General features: G+C 69.6%; 14 protein-coding genes. 7 read left to right on the top strand and 7 right to left on the bottom strand.

Features of this window, described 5'->3' with window-relative positions; translation table 11 throughout:
• Window positions 1–26: 26 nt before the first annotated feature.
• Window positions 27–761, bottom strand: coding sequence for a Crp/Fnr family transcriptional regulator (locus ACZOOI_RS15185; RefSeq protein WP_465276378.1), 735 nt, complete (start codon window positions 759–761; stop codon window positions 27–29).
• 431 nt (window positions 762–1,192) lie between these two features.
• Between ACZOOI_RS15185 and ACZOOI_RS15180 the strand changes: the two genes are divergently transcribed.
• Complete coding sequence (locus ACZOOI_RS15180) at window positions 1,193–1,339, top strand: hypothetical protein (RefSeq protein WP_465281338.1); 147 nt, start codon at window positions 1,193–1,195, stop codon at window positions 1,337–1,339.
• Between the two features lie 99 nt (window positions 1,340–1,438).
• On the opposite strand, the gene ACZOOI_RS15175 is transcribed toward ACZOOI_RS15180, so the two are convergent.
• Together ACZOOI_RS15175 and ACZOOI_RS15170 are read right to left on the bottom strand one after the other, a co-directional pair.
• Window positions 1,439–5,035, bottom strand: a complete 3,597-nt coding sequence (locus ACZOOI_RS15175; protein ID WP_465276377.1) for a hypothetical protein — start codon at window positions 5,033–5,035, stop codon at window positions 1,439–1,441.
• A gap of 661 nt (window positions 5,036–5,696) precedes the next feature.
• Window positions 5,697–6,185 carry a hypothetical protein gene (locus ACZOOI_RS15170; RefSeq protein ID WP_465276376.1) on the bottom strand — a complete coding sequence of 163 codons (489 nt, stop codon included), beginning with the start codon at window positions 6,183–6,185 and terminating at the stop codon, window positions 5,697–5,699.
• Window positions 6,186–6,681: 496 nt separating this feature from the next.
• Between ACZOOI_RS15170 and ACZOOI_RS15165 the strand changes: the two genes are divergently transcribed.
• From ACZOOI_RS15165 to ACZOOI_RS15140, 6 genes are all read left to right on the top strand, one after another.
• Window positions 6,682–7,113, top strand: coding sequence for a cupin domain-containing protein (locus ACZOOI_RS15165; protein WP_465276375.1), 432 nt, complete (start codon window positions 6,682–6,684; stop codon window positions 7,111–7,113).
• A gap of 128 nt (window positions 7,114–7,241) precedes the next feature.
• Window positions 7,242–8,093, top strand: a complete 852-nt coding sequence (locus ACZOOI_RS15160; RefSeq protein ID WP_465276374.1) for an NAD-dependent epimerase/dehydratase family protein — start codon at window positions 7,242–7,244, stop codon at window positions 8,091–8,093.
• A gap of 100 nt (window positions 8,094–8,193) precedes the next feature.
• On the top strand, window positions 8,194–8,802 hold the full coding sequence (locus ACZOOI_RS15155; protein ID WP_465276373.1) for a GNAT family N-acetyltransferase: 609 nt from the start codon (window positions 8,194–8,196) through the stop codon (window positions 8,800–8,802).
• Between the two features lie 29 nt (window positions 8,803–8,831).
• On the top strand, window positions 8,832–10,253 hold the full coding sequence (pdxR, locus tag ACZOOI_RS15150; protein ID WP_465276372.1) for a MocR-like pyridoxine biosynthesis transcription factor PdxR: 1,422 nt from the start codon (window positions 8,832–8,834) through the stop codon (window positions 10,251–10,253).
• Between the two features lie 95 nt (window positions 10,254–10,348).
• Entirely contained in the window at window positions 10,349–11,242 is an 894-nt protein-coding gene (locus ACZOOI_RS15145; RefSeq protein ID WP_465276371.1) for a phosphorothioated DNA-binding restriction endonuclease, read from the top strand.
• A gap of 401 nt (window positions 11,243–11,643) precedes the next feature.
• The gene (locus tag ACZOOI_RS15140; protein ID WP_465276370.1) at window positions 11,644–13,911 is read left to right on the top strand and encodes a helicase-associated domain-containing protein; all 2,268 of its coding nucleotides are present in this window, start codon (window positions 11,644–11,646) and stop codon (window positions 13,909–13,911) included.
• 311 nt (window positions 13,912–14,222) lie between these two features.
• Here ACZOOI_RS15140 and ACZOOI_RS15135 read toward each other — a convergent pair whose 3' ends face one another.
• From ACZOOI_RS15135 to ACZOOI_RS15120, 4 genes are all read right to left on the bottom strand, one after another.
• The gene (locus ACZOOI_RS15135) at window positions 14,223–16,670 is read right to left on the bottom strand and encodes a protein kinase domain-containing protein (protein ID WP_465276369.1); all 2,448 of its coding nucleotides are present in this window, start codon (window positions 16,668–16,670) and stop codon (window positions 14,223–14,225) included.
• Window positions 16,671–16,823: 153 nt separating this feature from the next.
• The gene (locus ACZOOI_RS15130) at window positions 16,824–17,756 is read right to left on the bottom strand and encodes a M48 family metalloprotease (RefSeq protein ID WP_465276368.1); all 933 of its coding nucleotides are present in this window, start codon (window positions 17,754–17,756) and stop codon (window positions 16,824–16,826) included.
• A gap of 935 nt (window positions 17,757–18,691) precedes the next feature.
• Window positions 18,692–19,228: a Pycsar system effector family protein gene (locus ACZOOI_RS15125; RefSeq protein WP_465276367.1), complete on the bottom strand. Its 537-nt coding sequence runs from the start codon at window positions 19,226–19,228 to the stop codon at window positions 18,692–18,694.
• Window positions 19,225–20,484 (bottom strand): PE-PGRS family protein, encoded by a 1,260-nt coding sequence (locus ACZOOI_RS15120; protein ID WP_465276366.1) that lies wholly within the window; start codon window positions 20,482–20,484, stop codon window positions 19,225–19,227. The genes ACZOOI_RS15125 and ACZOOI_RS15120 overlap by 4 nt, the downstream gene beginning before the upstream one ends.
• Window positions 20,485–20,508 lie beyond the last annotated feature (24 nt).

Here is a 20,508-nt window from a genome sequence, read left to right as displayed (position 1 = left end):
GCAAAAATGCGGGTTCCTAGGCGGTGTCAGCCACCGATCGTCGGCAGGCGTCCGATCATCCGGAGGCGGTCCGGCTTGATCACCTCCATCCGGCGGCTGCCGGTCGTGATGATCCCCTCGGCGCGAAAGCCCGCCAGCGCCTTCTGCACCGTCCTCAGCTGCGATCCGATGAACCCGGCGAGTTCGGTGTGCGTGAGGTCGACGCAGATCAGGGTGTGCGAGCGGACGGCCCGGCCGTAGTTTTCCGCCAGCTCGGTGAGCGCCCGGGCCAACCGCACTCGAGCCGGGAACTCACCGAACGCGATGCGCCGGGAATTCGCTGCGCGCAGGCGGCGGTTGCTGAGGCGCACGATCTGAATAGCGGCCTCGGGACACTTGTCCAGGAAGCTCCGCATCGCTCGGCCTTGGACAACGTGAGCATCGACGTCGTCGCACGCCGTTACTGTGGCCGACCTGGGCACGTCGTCGATCACGGCCATCTCCCCGACCACGTCTCCGCCGATCCGAATGGCGACCAGGGCTTCGTGCCCGTTGCCGAGCCTTCCGGTGACCTTCACGCAGCCGGTCTTCAGGAGCACCAGGTAATCGCCCAACGCCCCTTCGACGAGGATCTTCTCCCCGGGCGGATACTGCTCTGGGGAACCGATGCTCAACAATTCCTCCCGAACCGGCGCCGACAGGCTGCCCAGGAACCGGTCGGGCCGTCGCTGACCGATACCGTCCGTCCCTCGCCATGCTGTCCGCTGGGTTACGTGCTCCATACACCACCTCATGGTCGAACCCGAGTGCCTTCCCGGTCAGGAAATCAGGCCAGGATTCGAGCCAAAAGAGCGTGCGAGGAGTATCCGGTGTGCGCGCGTGCATGGAGCGCGTCGGCGCCCTCACTGGCGGAATGCTCGAGCCGACGTCGGTCGTTGGGCCTGCGTGTAGTCCATGGTCTTCAACGGTGCTCGCTGGGCACTTCAGCCCGTACAAATTCGCCCCGGCCCCGGTCGGCACGACCGTGGCTTCGCAACGTTTGCTCGGGTCAACCAACGACTCACGAACCGCAGGTCAAAATGCTGTTCACCGCGATGGAGCGCATCGGCCAAGTCCACCCCTTCGCCAAGGGCATGGCCATCGCGGCACCGCAGATCGGAACCAGCGGGCCGCCGCCATCGTTCAGTCCGCCGACCCTGCCACACCACCGATCGTGCTGCTGAACCCACGCATCACCGAGCGCGCCGACGAGACGGACGAGCAGTTCGAAGGCAGCCTGTTCATCTTTGACGTCCGCGGCCTGGTCCCCGCCCGCTGCGGATCACCGTGGGGGGCACCAACCTGGACGGCCGGGCGATGATCGCCACCTACGAACGGGGCCCCGCCCGCCTGATCCACCACCAGATCGACCACCTCGACGGCCTGCTGTACCGGCGCGGATGCGGACCCGGTCTGCACGCTATCGGCTGCGCCGCTTCCTGCCGGTGCGTGGCCGCTTGCGTGCGGAGGGCGGGCGCGGGTCTCTCCAGCTGGCTATGGACGCGGCCAGGGTTCCTTCGGCGAGCGCTTCCTGGAAACACCTGGCTGTGCTGACGGGCGAGGACAGGATGGTCTGGCTCCGGAGGGGCTCGCCGAGAGCGAACGCATAGCAGGCAATGACCAGAGCCCTGCCGCGCCGCTGGACGGCCTTCTGCCAGGCAAGATTGGGCTTGGCGTATATGCGGGTCACTACGCCCTCCTTGCTGTCGAGCAGGAGCAAGGTGGTCCCGCCGGGGCGCAGAGTCAGGTCTGCGCTCGAGGGAACCGCCTGGAACCCCCACAGACGGCGTAGTCCGTGCGCGCAAAACCAATGAAGTTGCGCGTCGACCATGGTGCCGTCGGCAGCACGAACCAGGTGCCGAGTTTCTGGTTCCAGCAGCACCAGAGGGAGCGGGCCGGACAACCCCGGGATGTTAGGGTCCAGCAGGTCGATGTTGCTGCGGAACCCGAGGGCGGCAAAGGCCGGATCGGTCGACAGGCCGAGGTACCCCAGCGTGGGCGTCTCACGAAGCGCCACATCGAGTTGCGCCGCCATCGAGGGTGGCAGCTCGGCAAGCGCTGCACTCTCATGGGAGTGGATCCGGCCATGCATTGCTTCGCCGAAGCGGACAGTCAATCGGGTATGCAGTCCCCCGAAAATTACCTCCCAGGCGTGTGCGCGCAGCGGCGCATCCGCGAACGGCAGGGTAGCGATCTGCGACAACAGGGTCACGAACTCAGCGGGGCGCGCCGCTCCCGGGATGGTGGGCTCGTCGAGCTTGACGACCTCGTGTGCCGCGGCGTGTACGGCGCGCAGAAGTTGGAAGCGGGTGCGGTCATAATCGTTCTCGGCGAGATGGTCGTGATAGGAGCCGGTGTCCTCGACCAATCGGTCGAGTAGGGCGAGGGCTGCGTCGTTACCGGTGAGGACCCACATCATCGCGGTGCACTGACCGAGGTTGTGAACGAGGTAGTTCACCATGAGGCGGTGCAGAGTCCGTGAACCGAGGTAGCGCCGGAATCGGGTGTACTCGGCGTCGGCCTGCTCCCATTTGTGTTGAAGGGCCAACGCTTCGATCAGCAGCCGACGGGCCTCTGCGGCCTGGCTGGTCCAGGGCGAGCCGATCAGGTCCAACGCTCTGATGGCGGCCTGCTCCGCATCGCTTGCTCGCCCTTCCTCCATGAGGGCGCCGAGAGAGACGAGTTGCTGCATGGCACGGATCTTCGGTGTGTCCGGCAGGGGATCGGCCAGTTCCTGAAACCTTGCCAGGAGCTGATCGATGACGATGCTGCGGGAAGTACGGCGGGATGCACGCTGCAGGAGAATCAGAGCCTGCGTGATCACATCGGCGTAGTTGCGGCGGTCCGCCGCATGCAGAGCAGCGAGGTGATCCAGGACAGGGACGAGTAGGAGAACAGTCTGTTCGTCGCCATCCGCAGGGGCGGTTAGGTCAACCAGTGAAGCGAGTTGGAGCCGTGCCTGCGCAGCGACTCGATCCGCGTGGACACGGCCGCGGGCGAACCACTCCAGCTCACACTCCAAGAGCTGGCGGGCCAGATCATAACGGCCGTGATCGCTCTGGAACGCGGCGAGATTACCCAGCAGGAGTGCCGTGTGGAGTGTCGCGATATCGCTGTTCTGCACCTGATCAGCGAGGGCGGCGGCGTGCTGGGCCAGATCCCATGCCCGGTCGCTCTGACCGTCGTCAACTGCCTGGGCCAGCCACGCGTTGGTGTGGGCGCAGGCCCATTGCAGAATCTGGATTCTGTTGGGGCACTGGCTCAGCAGACGGTTCAGCACGAACTGGAGCACCGTATTCATCGACACGGTCTCGTCGCCACCGGGCACCGCATCGCGCAGCTCGTTGGAGGGCAACAGGGTGTCGGGGCGCACGAAGGACAGCGCGAATAGTTCACGCAGGATGTCGCGCAGCGGTGAGGCCGCCTCATCGAGCATCAACTGTGCACGGGTGTTGGGCAGCTCCGTGTCTGGCACGATCGTACTCACGAATGCAAGGTGTACCGGAATGCGCTGGGCCGCGAAGCAGCAGAACGACAGCAGCAGGCCCTGGCACCCGACCAAGATCTCCGGGCTGCGACGGGCACTTTCGTACAGTCGTTCCAAGCTCAGGGTCACGGCGGCAACCAGTGTCCTCGGGTAGCCGGGCGGCAGGACCGTCTCGTCGTCCAGCGCGACGGAGAGCAACCGCGACTGGTATTCGCCGACCCGTTCGGGGCTGAGCCGGCTGTCCACGAGGTAGCCCGCGGCAAGTTCGATTGCCAGCGGCCACCGCCCCAATGCCTCCACCAAGCCGGTCAAGGCCTCTTCGTGATCGGTGTCCTGGTCGTCGCGCAGACCTAGGCGGAGCCGAAGCAGGCCAAGGGCCTGAGGCGGGTCCAGAGCGTCCACCTCCACCAAGCCCAGGGCGCCGCGCCACCGGCGGGAGATAGAAGTCACAAGCACCTGGCCCCGCCCTAGCGGAGGCAGCCACTCCTGCAGCATCCCGGGAGAGGCGTCATCGAAGACCAGCAGCCAGGGCCCCGGCGTCCGCTGCAGCAGAACATGCACTCGCTCCCGGACCAAGACCGGGTCCTGCGCCGCATCGTTGGGAGCGCCCAAATGCGCGAGCAGCCGTGCAAACGCACCCGCCAGAGTCTGCGGAGTGGAGGCGTCCATCCAGAACACCATGTCGTAGCGGTACGCCTGCGCCGCCACATATCCCGCTGCCACGCTCGACTTTCCGATCCCGGACAAACCGCTGAGGACACAGACGGCGACGCCTGTAGCAGGAGCAGCCGGGTGGAGCAACGCAGCGACCTGTTCCATCAGATGCGAACGGCTAATGTCCGGGACCGGCGGCAGCGGGCCAGCCACGACGCCGAAGTCCTGTCGGCCCAGCGCCGTCACCAGGACGTCGTCGTCAACCCGCACGCACGCCCGGAAGTCCTCCAGGTCCCACCCACTCGATGGCGGGTTCGCGGCCCGCCGAAGTACCTCAGCCACCAGGAAGCCCAAGACCAGGCCAGCAGAGCGGACGGACATCCCCCGTTCGCTGCCGTGCCGCAGCGCGCACAACCGATTGTGGAGATCAACGCGCAGGCCGTCCTCGTCCCGTGTGTCGAACACGATCCGCGCCGTCGCCAGCCGTTGCCACCGCTCCGGGGTCAGCGTTGCGAAACGTCGCAGCGACGCCGGCGCCGCACTGAAGAAGTCCTCCAACGCCTGGCGCAGCCCTACCGGATCGCCATTCAGCGTCGCCAACATGTCGGCCAGGCGTGCGCATCGCACATCGGGCCGGGCGTTGGTGATCAGTTCGTACCGCTGCGAGGCCAGGCCGGACACCAACTGGACGAGCACTTCCAGAGCCCGCGGCGCGCTAAGTGCCCGCCCTTGGCCGGAGCTCTTGACCTGCGCAGCCACCAACGAGCGGCCTGCGGCGTCCGCCAAGTCGAAATCGACTGCGTCTACCTCGTGGAGCGAAGTGGCGGCTACTGGTCCCTCGATCCGACACGAAGCCACCGCCGACTGATCGGTCATCGAAGCAAGCAAGGCCTCCAAGGTCCGCAGATACTGGTACTGGAATCCCCGGGCAGCAATCCGCCCACCGTCCGAATCCGCACCCACTGCAACCCCCGCCCCCGCGCTGGATGCCCGCGGTCAGGGCAACCGGTGTCGGCTGCCGCTGCTGACCATGGAGCGCAGCCTCCCCAAGTCTCGCCGCACGGAAACGCGGTGGGCCAGCGAGTTGCACGGTTGCTTTTGGGTTCGACACGGCGGCCCCGACCGCAAACTGCAGTCGGGCCCGCCGTCGTCTTGGTCTCAGTCCATGGCCGAGCGACGCCACTGCGGTGCTCGGGCATCCCCTTATCCGTCATCGTTCGCGCAAGTTCGCCAAACCGTTCCGCCCCGCGTCGCAAGTTGAGCAGGCCTGCTTGCGGCAGGTGCTTGAGGGTCGACCAAGCATCATCCAGGTTTCACTACGCGTTGCTTCGGTAGCTACTGACAGAACCCGGGTCGCCAACTGGGGTGGTCTTCGAACCAGTTCAGGATCCCTCGGACGTCCTTGATCACTTTCGTAGACGTTCCGTTCTGACCGTCGTCGTCCTGGTACTCGCAGCGCTCGCGGATGCCGACGTCGTCGATGAACGTGTAGGTGAACGTCTCGCGTCGTGTGTATCTCCCATCGGAGCTCCAGCTGTCATGGCTCGTGGTGCGGGTGTCCGTGCGGCCCTTGTAGATCTCCTCGTACTCGTCGAGGAAGTCGCAGGAACGTCGCCTCGTCGTCCGTCAGGCGCGTGCTGGAGACGTCCAGATGCTCGCCGATGTAGTCGCGGAGCCGCTTCTTCTCGCGTCGATCCACGTGTCCCTCTCTGTTCCCGGTCCGGCGGTCCGAAGGGATATTCGGAACGATGCCGATCAGGCCGGGCTCCAAGTCCAGCAGATCGAGCTGTGTGACAGTCTCCAGGACCTTGGGGAAGACCGTCAGCGGTTCGCAGTAGCGGACGCTGAGGATCTTCCAGAGGAGTACCAGAGCCGCCGCTTCACCTCGTGGTCGCGCTGGGTCACCCTGGCCATGCTTGCGCCACGCCTCCCTCACGGTCGTCCCGGCCGACGAGTACGCCAGCCGCCCCTCGGCAGCGATGACGATCGTGACGTACCGATGTCCGTTGCGCAGAGCGAACTCCAAGCCAGGGCTTGTCAGCGCCGAGGTAAGGCACTTCGCGATCGGTGCTTCGGTCGCGCATGGCCTGTGCCAGCTTCCAGGTCAATCCGATCCCTGACCAGCGCAAATGCAACCGATACGCGAGCCATCTTGGTTGCAGTTCTGGTTGCATTCATAAGCGTACGGCGACGTTCAGAAATCCGGCAGCCGACTACCTAGCTGCAGGTCAGGACATCGATGGCGCCAGCCGAACGGGCAGACGACCCCTTGGAAAGCGTGTTGGGTTCACCCCCTCACGAGTTCGAATCTCGTGTCCTCCGCCAGCCTGAACAGGCAAAACGTTGCCCCCGGTCGCCCAGCGGCCGGGGGCAACGTCGTTGTTGCCGCCGGGCGCATGGTGGGGCCGGTGGGGCGCGGATCCGCGGGCGTTTTCGTGTGCGTCGCGTCGGGCAACCGGTCCACCCGACCCGGGTTCGAGTGGACCACTTGCTTGGGCCGGCTCGTGCTTACCGTTTCGGGCATGATCGAAAAGCGTGGTGGGGCCGTATTGACCACCCTCCTTCACCAGGCTCCGCCACTTCTGCCGACGGCCGCGGAAGTGATGACGATGACGGTCGAGTTGCCGCCCGGCGACGCGGGTACGCCGCCACACAGGCACTCGGGGCCGGTCTTCGGCTACATGCTCGCGGGCGAGATGGTGTTCGAACTCGAAGGCGAGCCCGAGCGGATCATTCGGGCCGGGGAGGCATTCTGGGAGCCGGGTGGCGATGTCATCCACTATCAGGCGGGCAACAACCTCGCGGATGAGTGGAGTCGGTTCGTGGTGGTCATGGTCGGCGTCCCCGGCGAGCCCATGCTTACGCTCGTAGAGGAGGGCGAGTTGCTCGAACGGCGGGATCGGCGAGCGGCACAAACACCGCGAGCACTGCGAGCACCGCGAGCAGCTTTGTGAGTATCACGCCCGCCCACTGCCTCGACGCCGACGCCGACGCAGGCACCGGCACCGGCCCTGCTCCGACACCGACACCGACACTCAGCCGACCCCGACCCCGACCCCGACCGAAGGTCGAAGTGCCGCCCATGCATGTTTTCGTTGCCGGCTCGACCGGCGTTCTCGGTCGGCGGGTCGTACCCGCGCTCGTCGCCGCGGGGCACCGTGTCACCGCGCTGACGCGCCGGGCGGAGGCTGCGGCAGGTCTGCGAGCGCAGGGCGTTGCGGTCGCGGTCGCGGACGCCTACGACCGTGAGGCGCTCATGCGCGTGGTGAGCGAGGCCGGGCCCGATGTCGTGATGCATCAACTCACCGACCTGTCCACGGCCGATCTGGCAGCCAATGCGAGGATGCGCGACGTCGGTACTCGCAATCTCGTCGATGCCGCCCACGCTGCGGGAGTTCGACGCATCGTGGCGCAGAGCATCGCGTGGGTGTACGAGGCGGGAGAGGATCCTGCCGATGAGGCGACGCCGCTGGACGACACGACGACCGAACCTCGACGCGGCACGGTCGATGGCGTCATCGCGCTGGAGCGGGCGGCAAGCGAACTTCCCGAGTGGGTGGTGTTGCGCTACGGCCTGCTCTACGGCCCGGGTACCTGGTTCGCGGCCGACGGGATCAAGGCAGCCGACGCGCGGGCGCTTCGGCTGCCTGTCGGCCGGGACGTGTCGAGTTTCGTGCACGTCGACGACGCCGCCGCGGCGGCGGTGGCCGCGTTGGGCTGGCCGTGTGGCGTGGTCAATGTGGTCGACGACGAGCCGGCGACTGCCGACGAGTGGGTGCCGGCGTTCGCCCGAGCGGTGGGTGCGTCGGCTGCCGGAGCCGTCCACGCCCCACATGCCCGCTGGGCCCGAGGCGCGGACAACCACTTCGCCCGCAAGCACTTGAACTGGACCCCGGCCCACCTCTCTTGGCGATCCGGGTTCGACGCCATGTAGGCCGGCGCCGGCCCGTCAGGCGACACGCCCGCCCAAGGCAGCCGTCCATGGAATCAGGAATCAGGAATGAGAAATGAGGAATGTGGAGGGTGCGGCAGACATGAACGAACGCGAACGGGAACGGGAACGGGAACGCGACCATCCGTCGGACATCAAGGTCCGGCGAATTCTCGTCGCCGACCTGCCCGCGCACCTGACGGATGTGCGCGACGTCTACCAGGCGGTGTTCTCCGCCGAACCCTGGAACGAGGACGAGGCTGCGGCCGACCGCTATGTGCGCCGACTCGATGCCGACAAGGAACGCGACGGGTTCACCGTCGCCATCGCCGAGGATCACAGCGGGGTGGTGGGATTCGCCGTCGCCTGGACGACGCCCGCAGTGTTCCCGACCACTCGCGCCTATACGCAGGTCGAGACGATTGTGGGGACCAGTGGTACCCAGGCGTGGTTGTGTGGCGCGCGGGAAGTGGACGAACTCGCGGTGCGCCCGGGCGTCCGAGGCTCGGGAGTGGGCCGAGCGCTGCTGGCGGCGGTCACCGACGACGCCCCGTCCGGGAGGTGCTGGTTGTTGACTTCCGCGCACGTCGATCTGGCCGTGCACTTCTACGAACGCGCCGGATGGCACCGACTCGGCACCGATGCATCGGGCACCACGGTCTTCCTTTCACCGCGCCACCCGGCCTTCGACGCTTCCTCCGCACCCCGTTGACAGCCTCGCCGAGCCGGAGCGTCCACGCCGTGCCCGTCGCCGGAGTCGATCTGCACATCGACCTCGTGCCACGTGGCGTCGGAGCCGGTCGCGCCGTGGAGGACGCGTTGCGCGAGGCCGTGCGGTCCGGTCGGCTGGCCGCGGGGACACGCCTGCCGGGCTCGCGCACGCTGGCCTCGGACCTGGGACTGGCCCGCGGCACGGTTGTCGGCGCGTACACCCAACTCGTCGCCGAGGGTTGGTTGACCGGATCGCCGGGCTCCGGCACGCGTGTTGCGCACGTGAGCGCGCCCGAACCCTCCGACGCCGGTCACCCCGCGGAATCCGCGCCGGCCGAACGGCGTTGGCGGGCCGATCTGCGGCCCGGTCGCCCCGACTTCACGTCGTTTCCCCGTACGGCGTGGACGACGAGTGTCCGCCGAGTCCTGAGCCGGGTCGAGGCGGGAGTCCTCGACTACGGCGACTTCGAGGGGACGGCGACCCTGCGCGCGAGCCTGGCTGCGTACGCCGCACGGGCCAGGGGTGCGCGGGTCACCCCGGAAGCGGTCGTGATCACTGCGGGCTTCACCCACGGACTCGCCCTGCTGGCACGCGCACTGCACGGCCTGGGGGTAAGACATGCCGCGACCGAAGACCCGGGGCTCGCGCGGCATCGCGAACTGCTCACGGCAGCGGGCCTGACCTGTGTACCGCTGCGCGTGGACGAGTTCGGCGCCGATCCGGCCGACCTCACCCCGCAGACGGGGGCCGCATTGCTTACACCGGCGCACCAACACCCCAGTGGTGTCGTGCTGTCGCCCGCGCGCCGCGCCGAGTTCGTCGCCTGGGCCGGACGCTGCGACGGCTTCCTGATCGAGGACGACTACGACGGCGAGTTCCGCTACGACGGCAGGCCGGTGGGGGCACTCCAGGCGCTCGATCCCGAACGGGTCGTGTTCGCCGGCAGCGTCAGCAAATCCCTCGCTCCGGGGCTGCGTCTGGGCTGGCTCGTCGTGCCGCCGACGCTGCGCGCGCCGGTGTCCGCGGCGATGCGCGAGAGCGGCGGCGGCGTGTCCGTGATCGAGCAATTGACGCTCGCCGACATGGTCGCGCAAGGGGACTACGACCGGCACGTGCGCCGTGTGCGTACGGCGTACAGGCGGCGGCGCGCCGAACTCGCCGATTGCGTCGGCACGTTCAGCGGGCTGGGGCTCGTGGGCGCGGCGGCCGGCCTGCACGCGTTGTTGCCTCTGCCCTCCGCCGAGCACGAACGTCGACTGATCGCCGCCGGCGAGTACGTGGGGCTGCGGTTGCACGGCCTGCACGCCTCCGGCTACCGCCATCCTCCGGACGCGTCGGCCCCGGCCGCACTCGTCCTGGGCTACGCCACACCGGCGCCGCACGCCTGGGGACAGGCTCTGGACCTACTCGGCGAAGTGTTGGAGGCGGAGGGATTGCGCGCGCAGGGTTGATGGGCAGAGACCTGGCCTTGCGCTTTCATGAAGCGGGACGTCCCGCATGCGGCCGGAGCGGAGCGCGCCGCGGGACGGCCCTTATGATCCTGCGCATGGACTGGCCGGCGCGAGCCGCGAACCTGAGGCAGTGGACGAACAACGGTGTCCGGGCTCCTCACAAGCCGCTTCTGCTCCTCTACGCCCTCGGCCGCTACCAGCAGGACGCCGATCAGGAGCTCGTCTACAGCGCGATCGAAGCGGACCTCAAGCAACTGCTCGCAGAATACGGACCCGGCAACCGGACCACCCCCGCGTATCCGTTCCACCACCTGGTCAGCGACGGGGTATGGGAGGTGCGCACGCGTCGCGGGGCAGGGAGCCCCGGGAGCGGCGTGCGGGAGCTGCGGGATTCCGGAGCCGCCGGGCGGCTGACTCCGGACTTGCGAGCTGCGTTGCGCCGCGACCCCTCACTGCTCAGCCGGATGGCGCGCACGTTGCTCGACCTGCACTTCCCGCCCTCGCTTCACCAGGAGTTGTGCGAGGCCACCGGCCTGGAACTCGAGTACGCCGAGACCCAGCCGCTGATTCCGGGACGCCGGCCGCGAAGCCAGGCGCTGCGCGAACTGGTCCTGACCGCCTACGAATACCGGTGCGCGTTCTGCGGTTACGACGGTCGGATCGGCGCGATTCCCGTAGGGCTGGAGGCCGCGCACGTGTACTGGTGGGCGCTCGGCGGACCCGACGAGGTGGACAATGCGCTGTGCCTGTGCTCGCTCCACCACAAGCTCTTCGACAAAGGCGTCCTCGGGGTGAGCGACGAACACCGAGTCATGGTCGCGCAGCGATTCGTCGGGCACAGCGCGGCCGCGCACGACCAGGTCATCTCCCTCACCGGGCGCCCGCTGCTCGGCCCCCAGCCGGGGACGCCCTCGATAGCCGCGGCCCACCGGTCCTGGCACACCACACAGGTCTTCCACGGACCTTCGCGCCCTGCGATGGCGTCGTAGTCGCGGAGGTCGCCACCACCCGACCACGTTGATGGGTATAGGAGCATCTCGGCGCCACGGCGAGCGATGCCGCTCGCGAGGTGTCCGACGCCCCACGAGGGAATCCGACTGCGTTCGGCACCGGCGGCGAAGGCGCATGGGCCATGCTGGGAGCCTGTGTCGAAGCGGCTCCGGCGCTGCTGCGGTTCGGTCCGATGAGGTGTATCCCGTGAAGTCCCGATCAACGCTGACGGTTTGGCTCAGTCGTCTCGATGCTTCGCGCCTGGCGCGGGTGCTGGCGATGCGAAGTGATGCGGCGTCGGCTCCGGAGCCGCGCACGGTGGGCGAACTGGCCGATCGTCCTCCAGCATCCGGGGTCGGTGGCCCTCGACCTGCCACGGCTTACGCTGCCGTGTCTGCAGGTGGCCGAGGCGTTGGCGGCGCTGGGAGGGTCGGCGCCGCCCGCTGCTCTGGCGAGACTGCTGGGGGCAACGGACGGCGAGGTCGCCCGCGAGTTGGACGCCGTTCTGGAGACGCTCGCCGATCATGCGCTGGTCTGGCCGGACGGTAATGGACGACTCTGCGCGGCCGCGCCCCTGCGAGGGGCGTGGGACGCGCCGCTGGGGCTGGACGCTCCCCTGGAGGAGCTGCTTACCGGCGCGACGTCGGACGAGTTGCGCCGCATGCTGGTGGCATTGGGCATCAAGCCACCCGGCACCAGACAGCAGCGACTGGCCGCCTTGGTGGAACACCACGGCGACCCGGAAGCCATCGCCGACGTGGTGGCACGAGCACCCGCCACCACCCGGAAGCTGCTGGCCCAGCGAGCGGTGTCCGTAGCGTCGTCCGCAGCGGCGTCCGTGCCGAGACGGCCGCCGGTCGGCACGTTCGGGGCTCCCGGCCCCGTTCTCGCATCGGGAGCATCGGGAGCCTCGGGAGCGTCATGGGCACTCGATCGGGGACTCCTGGTTCAGGTTCGGCACCGGTACGGCCCAGCACGCATGCCCGTCGAAGTCGCGCTGGCGTTGCGCGGGCCCGACTGGCACGCGCCCTTCGACCCGCTGCCGCCCTCGGCTCGGCTGGTGTCCATCACCCTCGGCGAGGTGGAGCGGGAGGCCGCGGCGGCGGCCACGGCATTCGTGGCCCAGGCCGCCTCGGTCCTGTTGGCCTGTTCTTCGGCTCCGCCGGCCAGGCTCAAGTCCGGTGGGATCGGCGCACGTGAGTCGACCAGGATCGGCAAGGTCGCTCAGGCCGACGATGCCGTGGTCCGGATCACCCTGGAGAGCGCGTACGCGGCCGGGCTGCCGGCTCGGGACGGCAACTGCGTGGCCCCGACCGAGGCATACGACGTATGGGTGGAACAGGAGCCCGCGGAACGGCTTGCCACGCTGCTCCAGGCCTGGCGCAACCTCCCGCTCACCCCCACGCAGGCGCGCGACGAGGACAACAAGGCGCTCCCCGCCCTCGCGGGGGCACCACCCTGTAACGGCTGCCGCCAGGCGCGCCACGGGCTGCTTACCGCAGCGGCGCAGCTCCCGGCCGGTCGGGGCGTGAAGGTCGGCTCGGATCTCGGACGGACGGTGGCCTGGCACCGCCCGCTCGCCGACACCCTGCCCACGGACGCCACCCCGTTCGCCGCGGTAATCCGTGAGGCCGAACTACTCGGCGTGATCGCCCGGGGCGCCCTGTCGGCTCTCGGCGCCCATCTGCTCGCCGACGACGCCCCGGGACTGGCTGCCGCCTGCCGGCGGCTGCTGCCCCCGGCCGCCGAAGAGGCCCGGATCGGCGCCGACCTCACCGCCGTTGTCGCGGGCATGGCGTCCGCGCGGGTCGCCACGGTCCTGGATGCCACCGCGGACCGGGAGACCAGTGACACGGCCTCGGTGTGGCGGTTCAGCCCCGGCAGCATCCGACGGGCGCTGGACGCCGGCCGCGCTCCGGGCGACATCGCAGCCGACCTGGCCGCCATCGCCGCCGGGCCCCTGCCCCAGCCGCTGTCCTATCTCATCGCCGACACCGCGCGGGGCCACGGCCGCGTGCGCGTCGGCCCGGCCGCCTGCGTCCTCCATGGTGAGGATCCTGCGCTCCTCACCGAACTCGTCGCCCACCGCAAGCTCGGCCTGCGGCAGCTCGCGCCGACTGTCCTGGTAAGCCGCAGCTCGGTCGACGCGACCCTCGCAGCGCTCCGCGCCGAGGGCTACGCCCCCGTCGCCGAGACGGCCGGGGGAACCGTACGGATCGAGAAGGTGCGGCCCCGGCGGGCGGCCGCTCCTGTTCCGGCTCCTCGACGGACCGGAGACGGGCGCGGCACCCGTCGCAAGGCCATCCACGCCTCGAAGGACCTCGCCGCCGCCGACCCGGATGCCCTGGCCGTGCAACTGCTGACCGCACCACCCACCGCGCCGGAACCCGACCCTGTCGGCACCGGAGTCCCCTTCGGAACCGACACCGAGGAGATCGTCGCCGCATACGCGAAGCGCCTGTCGTACAGCGATGTCCGCCGGCTCGCCCATGCCATCGACTCGGACATCGCCATCACGGTCGAGTACGTCGCCACCACGGGCAATCGCACCGTACGCACCCTCAGCAGCCTGAAATTCGACCCGCCCTATCTGGAAGCCTGGTGCCACCTACGCAAAGCCGAACGCGTCTTCACGCTCTCCCGTATCCACGGCGTCATGCCCCTGTAGGCCGGTCGGGCGCCCGGGGCCATGCTCACCCGCCACCTCACCGCCGGGCCGGCCGGGGGCGGGTGGCTGCGGGCACGCGGGTAGGCGTGGGCTGCCGGGGAGCCATGGGCATGCGGGGAGCCGTGGGCACGCGGCCGGGACGGGCCGGCGGGACGGGCGCGAGCGACAATCGGTCGCGTAGGCCAAGCCCGCAGGCGCCCCTCCACGCGGGCGTCGGCCCGGCCGTTCCCGCGCGTTCCCGTGGTTCGGGGTCGAGGGTGCTTCGTCCGGGTCCGGGTCCTACCGCGAAGCGGTGTGCGGGCGGGCCGGGGTCAGGGGATGCGCCACTGCTGGGACTTGTTGCCGGGGGTGCACTCGACCACCGACAGGGGCTTGCCGGGGCCGTTGTTGGTCAGGCAGTTCTGGCCCATGTAGTCCTTGATGTAGACCGCGCCCGAGGTGGGGGCCTCGGACAGCCGCCAGTTGGTCGAGTAGCCGAATCCGATGGCGAGTTCGGGGCGTGTGGCGTTCCCGTACGGCTGGCCGAGGGCGGGGCCGCTCAGGCTGCAGGTGTTGAAGGTGTCCCAGGTGGAGACCGAGTGCACCCAGCCGTACTGGGAATTGCCGCCCATGATCAGCTCCTTGCCCTGGGTGGGGCTGTCGGCGGCGAGGCCGATCCTGCGTCCGTCGGCGACGCTGGTGATGGCGCCCCAGCGGTCGCCGCCGCAACCCTGCGGGACGCTCTGGGCCGGGGGCGAGGTGGATGCGGGCGGCTTCGGTTGCGTGCCGCCGCCGGGGTTGCTGCCGCCTCCACCGGGTGAGCCGCCGGCCCCTGCGGACGTGGAGCCGTTCGCGCCGCCGGGAGGGGGTACCGGGGCGCCCGCGTTGCCACTGCCCTGTGCGGTGCCCGGGGGTTGGCTCGCACTCGCGTTCGTGCTCGGGGTGCCGGTGGCGGTTGTCGAGGGCGGCGCCGAGCCCGGGCCGGGATCGGCCGCTGCGCCTCCGGCGGTCCGGCTCTCGGTGGCGGCCGGTTGTGCGTTCGGTACGTTGCGGTCCGCGTCGGATCGGCCGGCGAAGGGCTTCACGAACAGGACCGTGGCGACGACTCCGGCGATGACGCCCAGGACCAGCAGGACGGCGGCTATGCCGTGCCGTTTCCAGGCCCGAGTGTTCGCGGGTGTCGTTGTTGTTGCGTCGCGCGGAGCGGAAGTGGCCTCCGGCGGCGTCGGAGGGGACGCCGGGGCGGGAATCGCCTCGGAGGCGGAAGCGGAGGCGGAATCAGAAGCGGCGGAGGCGGAATCGGAGGTGGGAGCGGATCCGGAGGCGGGAGCGGGAGTAGATCCGGCGTCCGTCGCAGGAACCGAAGCGGACGCCGGTACGCCGGGCAACGAAACGTCCGCAGCGACGGACGCAGCGGCCCCTGCCGATCCCCCGGGCACGCTCGGAACGCCGTCCGCCGCGGCTCCCGACATCGAACCGCCAGGCGCCGCTGTCTTGGCAAGGTCGGCCCCGCCCGAACCCGGCTCGACCCCACCCGCGCTGCCTGCGGCCACGCCCCCGGCAGCCGCGTTGGCCACCACCGCGCCGTGGAAGTCGCTGCGGTCGCCGCCTGAGTCGGAGTCAAACGCGGACGCGAGCGCGGATCCGGAGTCGGACGCGGACTCGGAGGAGCCGCCACCGGAGTCGGACTCGGACCCGGAGGAGCCGCCGTCAACCGAACCGAAACTCGAACCCGCCAAACCCCCGGAAGCCACACCCCCCGATCCCAAGCCCGACCCCGAACCCGCCGCCCCGGAGCCGGTCTCGACATCGACAGCCGCCGCACCCGCGACACCCGATCCCGCCCCGCCCACTCCCACATCCCCAACGGCGGCCACCGCCACCGCCGTCACCGCCGTGACAGCCGCCTCCGACCCACCCGCCGCCACCCCGGGTGCCACCCCGCGCGCCGCCGCGCGGGCCACCGCCGCCATCTCGGCCGCGTCGACGTACCGCTCCTCCGGCTCCTTGGCCAATGCCTTCGCCACAAAAGCGCGGACCGCTTCGGGGAATGGCGCCGGGAGTTCGGGCGCCGGCTCCCGAATGTGCTTGAGCAGCACCTCGAACACCGCATCACCGGAGAACAACGCTTCCCCGGTGAGGAGTTCGTAACACAGCACGCCGATCGCGTACTGATCGGACGCCGGCACCGCGCCGCTGCCGCGGGCCTGTTCCGGAGCGATGTACCGAGCCGTGCCGAGCACCGCGTGCGAAGCGGTGAGCTTGGTCTCGGCCATGGAGCGGGCGATGCCGAAGTCGGTGACGGTCACCCGGTCGTCGGCGCCGATCATCAGGTTCGACGGCTTGACGTCGCGGTGCACGATGCCCCGCAGATGCGCCGCGTGCAGCGCGTCCAACGCCTGGACGGCAATGCCGAGCACCCGGTCGACGGGCATGACCGCACCACCGCCGTCGCCCGCACCCTCCGCCATGACCGCGTCCAGCGTCCGGCCGGCGACCAGTTCCATCACGATGTACGCGACGCGCGGCTCCGACCCGCTCTCGCCGTAGTCGTGCACGTCGACGATGCCGGGATGGTCGAGCGCGGCCAGCACCTTGGCCTCGCGCCGGAAGCGCTCGGCGAACTTGACGTCGGCCAGCAGCGCGGGCAACAGGAGCTTGACCGCGACCTGCCGTTCGAGTACGCGGTCGTCCGCCCGCCACACCTCGCCCATGGCGCCGCCGCCCAGCCGCTCGGCCAGCGTGTACCGGCCGCCCAGCACCGTGCCCAAACCCCACATGCCCCGCTCCCCCGTAGGCTCCCGAGTTCCGCCCGTCGGCGATGTGCAGTCCACACCGCCAGGGAAACTCATGGGGCGCGAAGAGCCCGAAGCGCCCCTGGCCGGACATCATTTCATCGCACCGCGCGCGACCCCCGCCGACCCGTCGCTGGATCACCGCCCCGCGGGATGGCCCCCACGTTGAAGATGCCGAAGGCGCGCCGCGTAGTCCGCATGGGGCCCCATCAGCATTCTGCGCGCACCGCCGGACCTGCCGAAGTACGCCGACCGCACCGGAGGAACCGGAGATGCCATGCCCGGCCTGGAGCCCGGGAATACCGGAGGCCCCGAAGATCCCGGAGATCCCGAGGAGGCAGTCCGATTCCGCTGCTCCTGGGCAAGCACCGAAATCAGTTCGGCCCCGAATCCGAGACCGCCCGCGTAGTCGTCCGCCCGGAACTCGGCACGGCGGTGCAGCCACGAGACGAGCAGCGGAGCGACCGCGACGAGCAACACCAGCCACCACAGCCCCGCCGTGGAAACCACGGTGCAGAAGAACCCCACGAGCAGAACGCCCAGGCAACCCCCGATGGGAAGGCCGTTCCGATCCCTCGAAGACATCAACCTGGACAGGCCCCTCGCGATCCACCGCCCCACCGTCCGGGCCGGGAGTGCGTACCAGTCGGCCAACATCCCCGCCCAGGTGTGCCCGCCGACGTGGTGGCCGAGTTCATGGGCGAGGATCGCGGCCAGTTGGGAATTGGGCAGGCGATCCATCGCGTGCCGGGTCACGCTCACGATGTGGCCCGCGGCCGCGGTGGCGTTCAGCTCCGTACGCTCCTGAATCCACAGCTCGTAGGTGTCCTGCCGGACACCCGCCCTGCGCGTCACCTCCTCCCAGACTCCCTCCAGCCGTCGGGCATCCGCCGGGCCGGGTCGTCGCATGCCCAGGAGATGCCGGGCGATCGCCGCCTCGGTGGGACGGTGGAAGACCAGGGGCCCGGAGAACAGCCAGACGACCGTCATGAGCAGCCCGAAGACCGGACTGATCAGGGCAAACCCGCCCGCCACGACGAACAGGCTGACCAGCGCGGTCGGCAGAGTCACCACAAGCTGCGAGAACGCGGCCCTGTCGACCCCTCGTTGCCGCGCTTTCAGATGTCTGCGTCCCGTCTGCAGGGTCAAGTCGTCCTGTTCCCGCTGGATTTCGGGGGCGGCGCCAGGGCGGGCCGGGAACTGCGGCGGTACCCCGACCTTCCGGGTCGGCGTACCGGTGGCGGGCACGAACCGGGCCTCCGGCGCCCCCCGATCGGCTGCAACCGGTGGCTGCGGAACGGTCGGCATCACCCGCGGGGCGGGCGGCCGTCCGGGGCGTCGCGGCGGGGCACCGAACTCTTCCCGGCCCTCCGGCACCGGGTGTTCGGGCGGAGTATTCGCCCTGGCCCCGGTATCGGGGTACACCGGCGGTACCTCGTTCACGACGGCCTCGTTCACGCCGTCCCCCTCCCGCCGGGAGGGTCCACCGAGTCGAACGGAAGATGTCGCATCCGGATACATCGGCGGCAGATCGCCCGGATACGCCGGAGCCCCACCCTCCGGATACCCCGGCGGCAGATCACCCGGGAACGCCGCAGGCGAATCACCCGGGTACTCCGGAGCCCCACTCTCCGGGTACCCCGGCGGCAGATCGCCCGGGTACTCCGGAGCCCCACCCTCCGGATACCCCGGCGGCAGATCACCCGGGAACGCCGCTGGCGAATCACCCGGATACGCCGGAACCTCACCCGCCGGGTAAGCCGGAGGCACCTCGCCAAAACCGGAGGACGCACCACCACCCCCCTCCGCCGGACGGAACGCATCGGGATGCGACGGCAGCGGACCGCGCCCCGGACGGGCCGGTGGACCCACGGCGTTCGGGTCCCGATCAGGCTCGGCGTCCGGCTCGTGGACAGACATGGTGGTGGGTCTCCTGGGGATCGTCCTGGGGTTCGACGTGGGTACGCCGCCGGTCGTGGGCAAGGGGGCCGGGGCCGCGCCGGCGGCTACGCGGCCAGGAGGGAGCCCGGCAGCAGAATCAGTGCGGCCACGAAGCAGCCGGTACCGACCCGCAACCATCGGTATTTGCCCGCGACAATGCGGCTGTTCTCCGTGAGCGCGGTGAGAATCGTGGCTCGTGGACCGCGCTCGGTGTCCCGCAGCGCCTCCTCCAGCGCGGTGGGTCCGCGCACAGCGGCTCTCCGGATGTCGGCGAAATGGGTGATCGGCATTCCCGGCCGCCACACCCGCGCCCCGTATCGGGGCGTCACCGCCATCAGCAGCGCCGACAGGGAGACCAGGAGGCATGCCGCCCCTGTCCACCACAGTGCCTGCCCGAGCGCGGTCAGCACGCCGGGATGCCGACCATCCGTGCTGAGTACGCCGACCAGCACGGCTGCGGCCATCCCCTGAGCGCCGACCAGCACCGAGCTCTTGGTGTCCGCCCTGGCCGCTTCCTGGCGCAGATCCTTGAGAAGCCGCTCGGCCGTACGCAGATCGAAGGGCTGCGCGGCAGGTGTCGGCTCCGGTTCCACGGTGGTCACGGGACGGGCGGTGAGGTCGGGGCCCGGTAACCGAAAACAGCTCCCTGGTCCGACGGAAGGGCGGTGTCGCCGTCCTCGAAAACGACCTGTATCGGTTCGACCCCGTCGGCGACCTGCACCGGTTCGACCGCGTCCGCCGCACTGCCGTCGGCCGGTTCGGCTGGGCCGACCGCGGTGTTCGCGGGCTGTGCACCCGCCGCGACAGGCGGCCCTTCCGACCCCATGGTCGTCAGTCTCGCGCTCAGGACCTCCCTGATGACGTTCGCCGCCAGCCTGCGCGGCTCGTCCAACTGATGTTCCTCCAACCCACCGGGGCCTCCACCGAGCGCTTGGAGTGCGACCTGCAGCTGGGCCTGAATGGCCCGTAGTTGGTCCTCCCGCAGGTTCTCCATGACCAGGCGCGCGTCCTCCGGGTGCAGGGCGAGCTGAAGTGCCATCGCGCTCGGCCCACCCCGCTCCAGATAGAAGGTGTAGAACTCGATCTTCTTCGCCTCGATCGCCTGAAGTTCCAGCCCTTGTTCACCGCGGATCAACTCCCGCTGGTGGCCCAGGTTCTGGGTCTGCAGCTCGATCAGATGCCGATGCCGGCCTTCGGCGAGCGCACGTTCCGCCGCCAGTTCGTCCTCCCGCATCAACAGCGTGTACTGCGGATCGAGCTTCTGCCGGGCGAACTCGATCGCGCGCAGTTCCCGAGCGTGTCCGAGGGCAGCCTCGTCCCGGCGGACCTGGATCCCGCATTGCACGCGCAGTCCGGCCGCCACACCCAGCGGACCGGCCGCGGCCAGCACGTCCTGCGCTTCCTTCTCCGCGACGGCGCTGTCCTCCATCGCGTGTGTGCGCAGCACCGGCCGGAGCAGATCGTCGACGAGCCGCCGCACCATGGCCGGCACATCGCGTTCGCCACTGGCCACGAACGCGGCCGGAACCACGACCTGCCACGTGCAGTTGAGGGTGACCTCGAAGGGGAAGGCGTCGTTGTCGCTGGGCAGCGCCAGCACGGCGTTCGCGTCGTGCAGCCCCACGTCCACCGAGTAGACGCTGGTCCAGCGGCGGGTGGCGAGTTCGGTGCGGCTCGGCCGGTGGGGCGGCAGGAAGGTGTCGAAACCTCCCTGAGCGGTGGTGAAGACCAGGGCGTAGTCGATCCTGGTGGGGCGCAGCGGCTTGAATCGCGCCAGTTCCTGGATGGTGACGACCGGGTCGACGATCTTCGAATCCCGGTTCGCGTTCTGCTCCCACTGCGGGGGCCGGTTCATCATGCGTTGCTCTCCTTGAGTTGCTCT

This window comes from Embleya sp. L77, from assembly GCF_055557415.1.
This window is presented reverse-complemented; position numbering and strand designations above follow the sequence as displayed.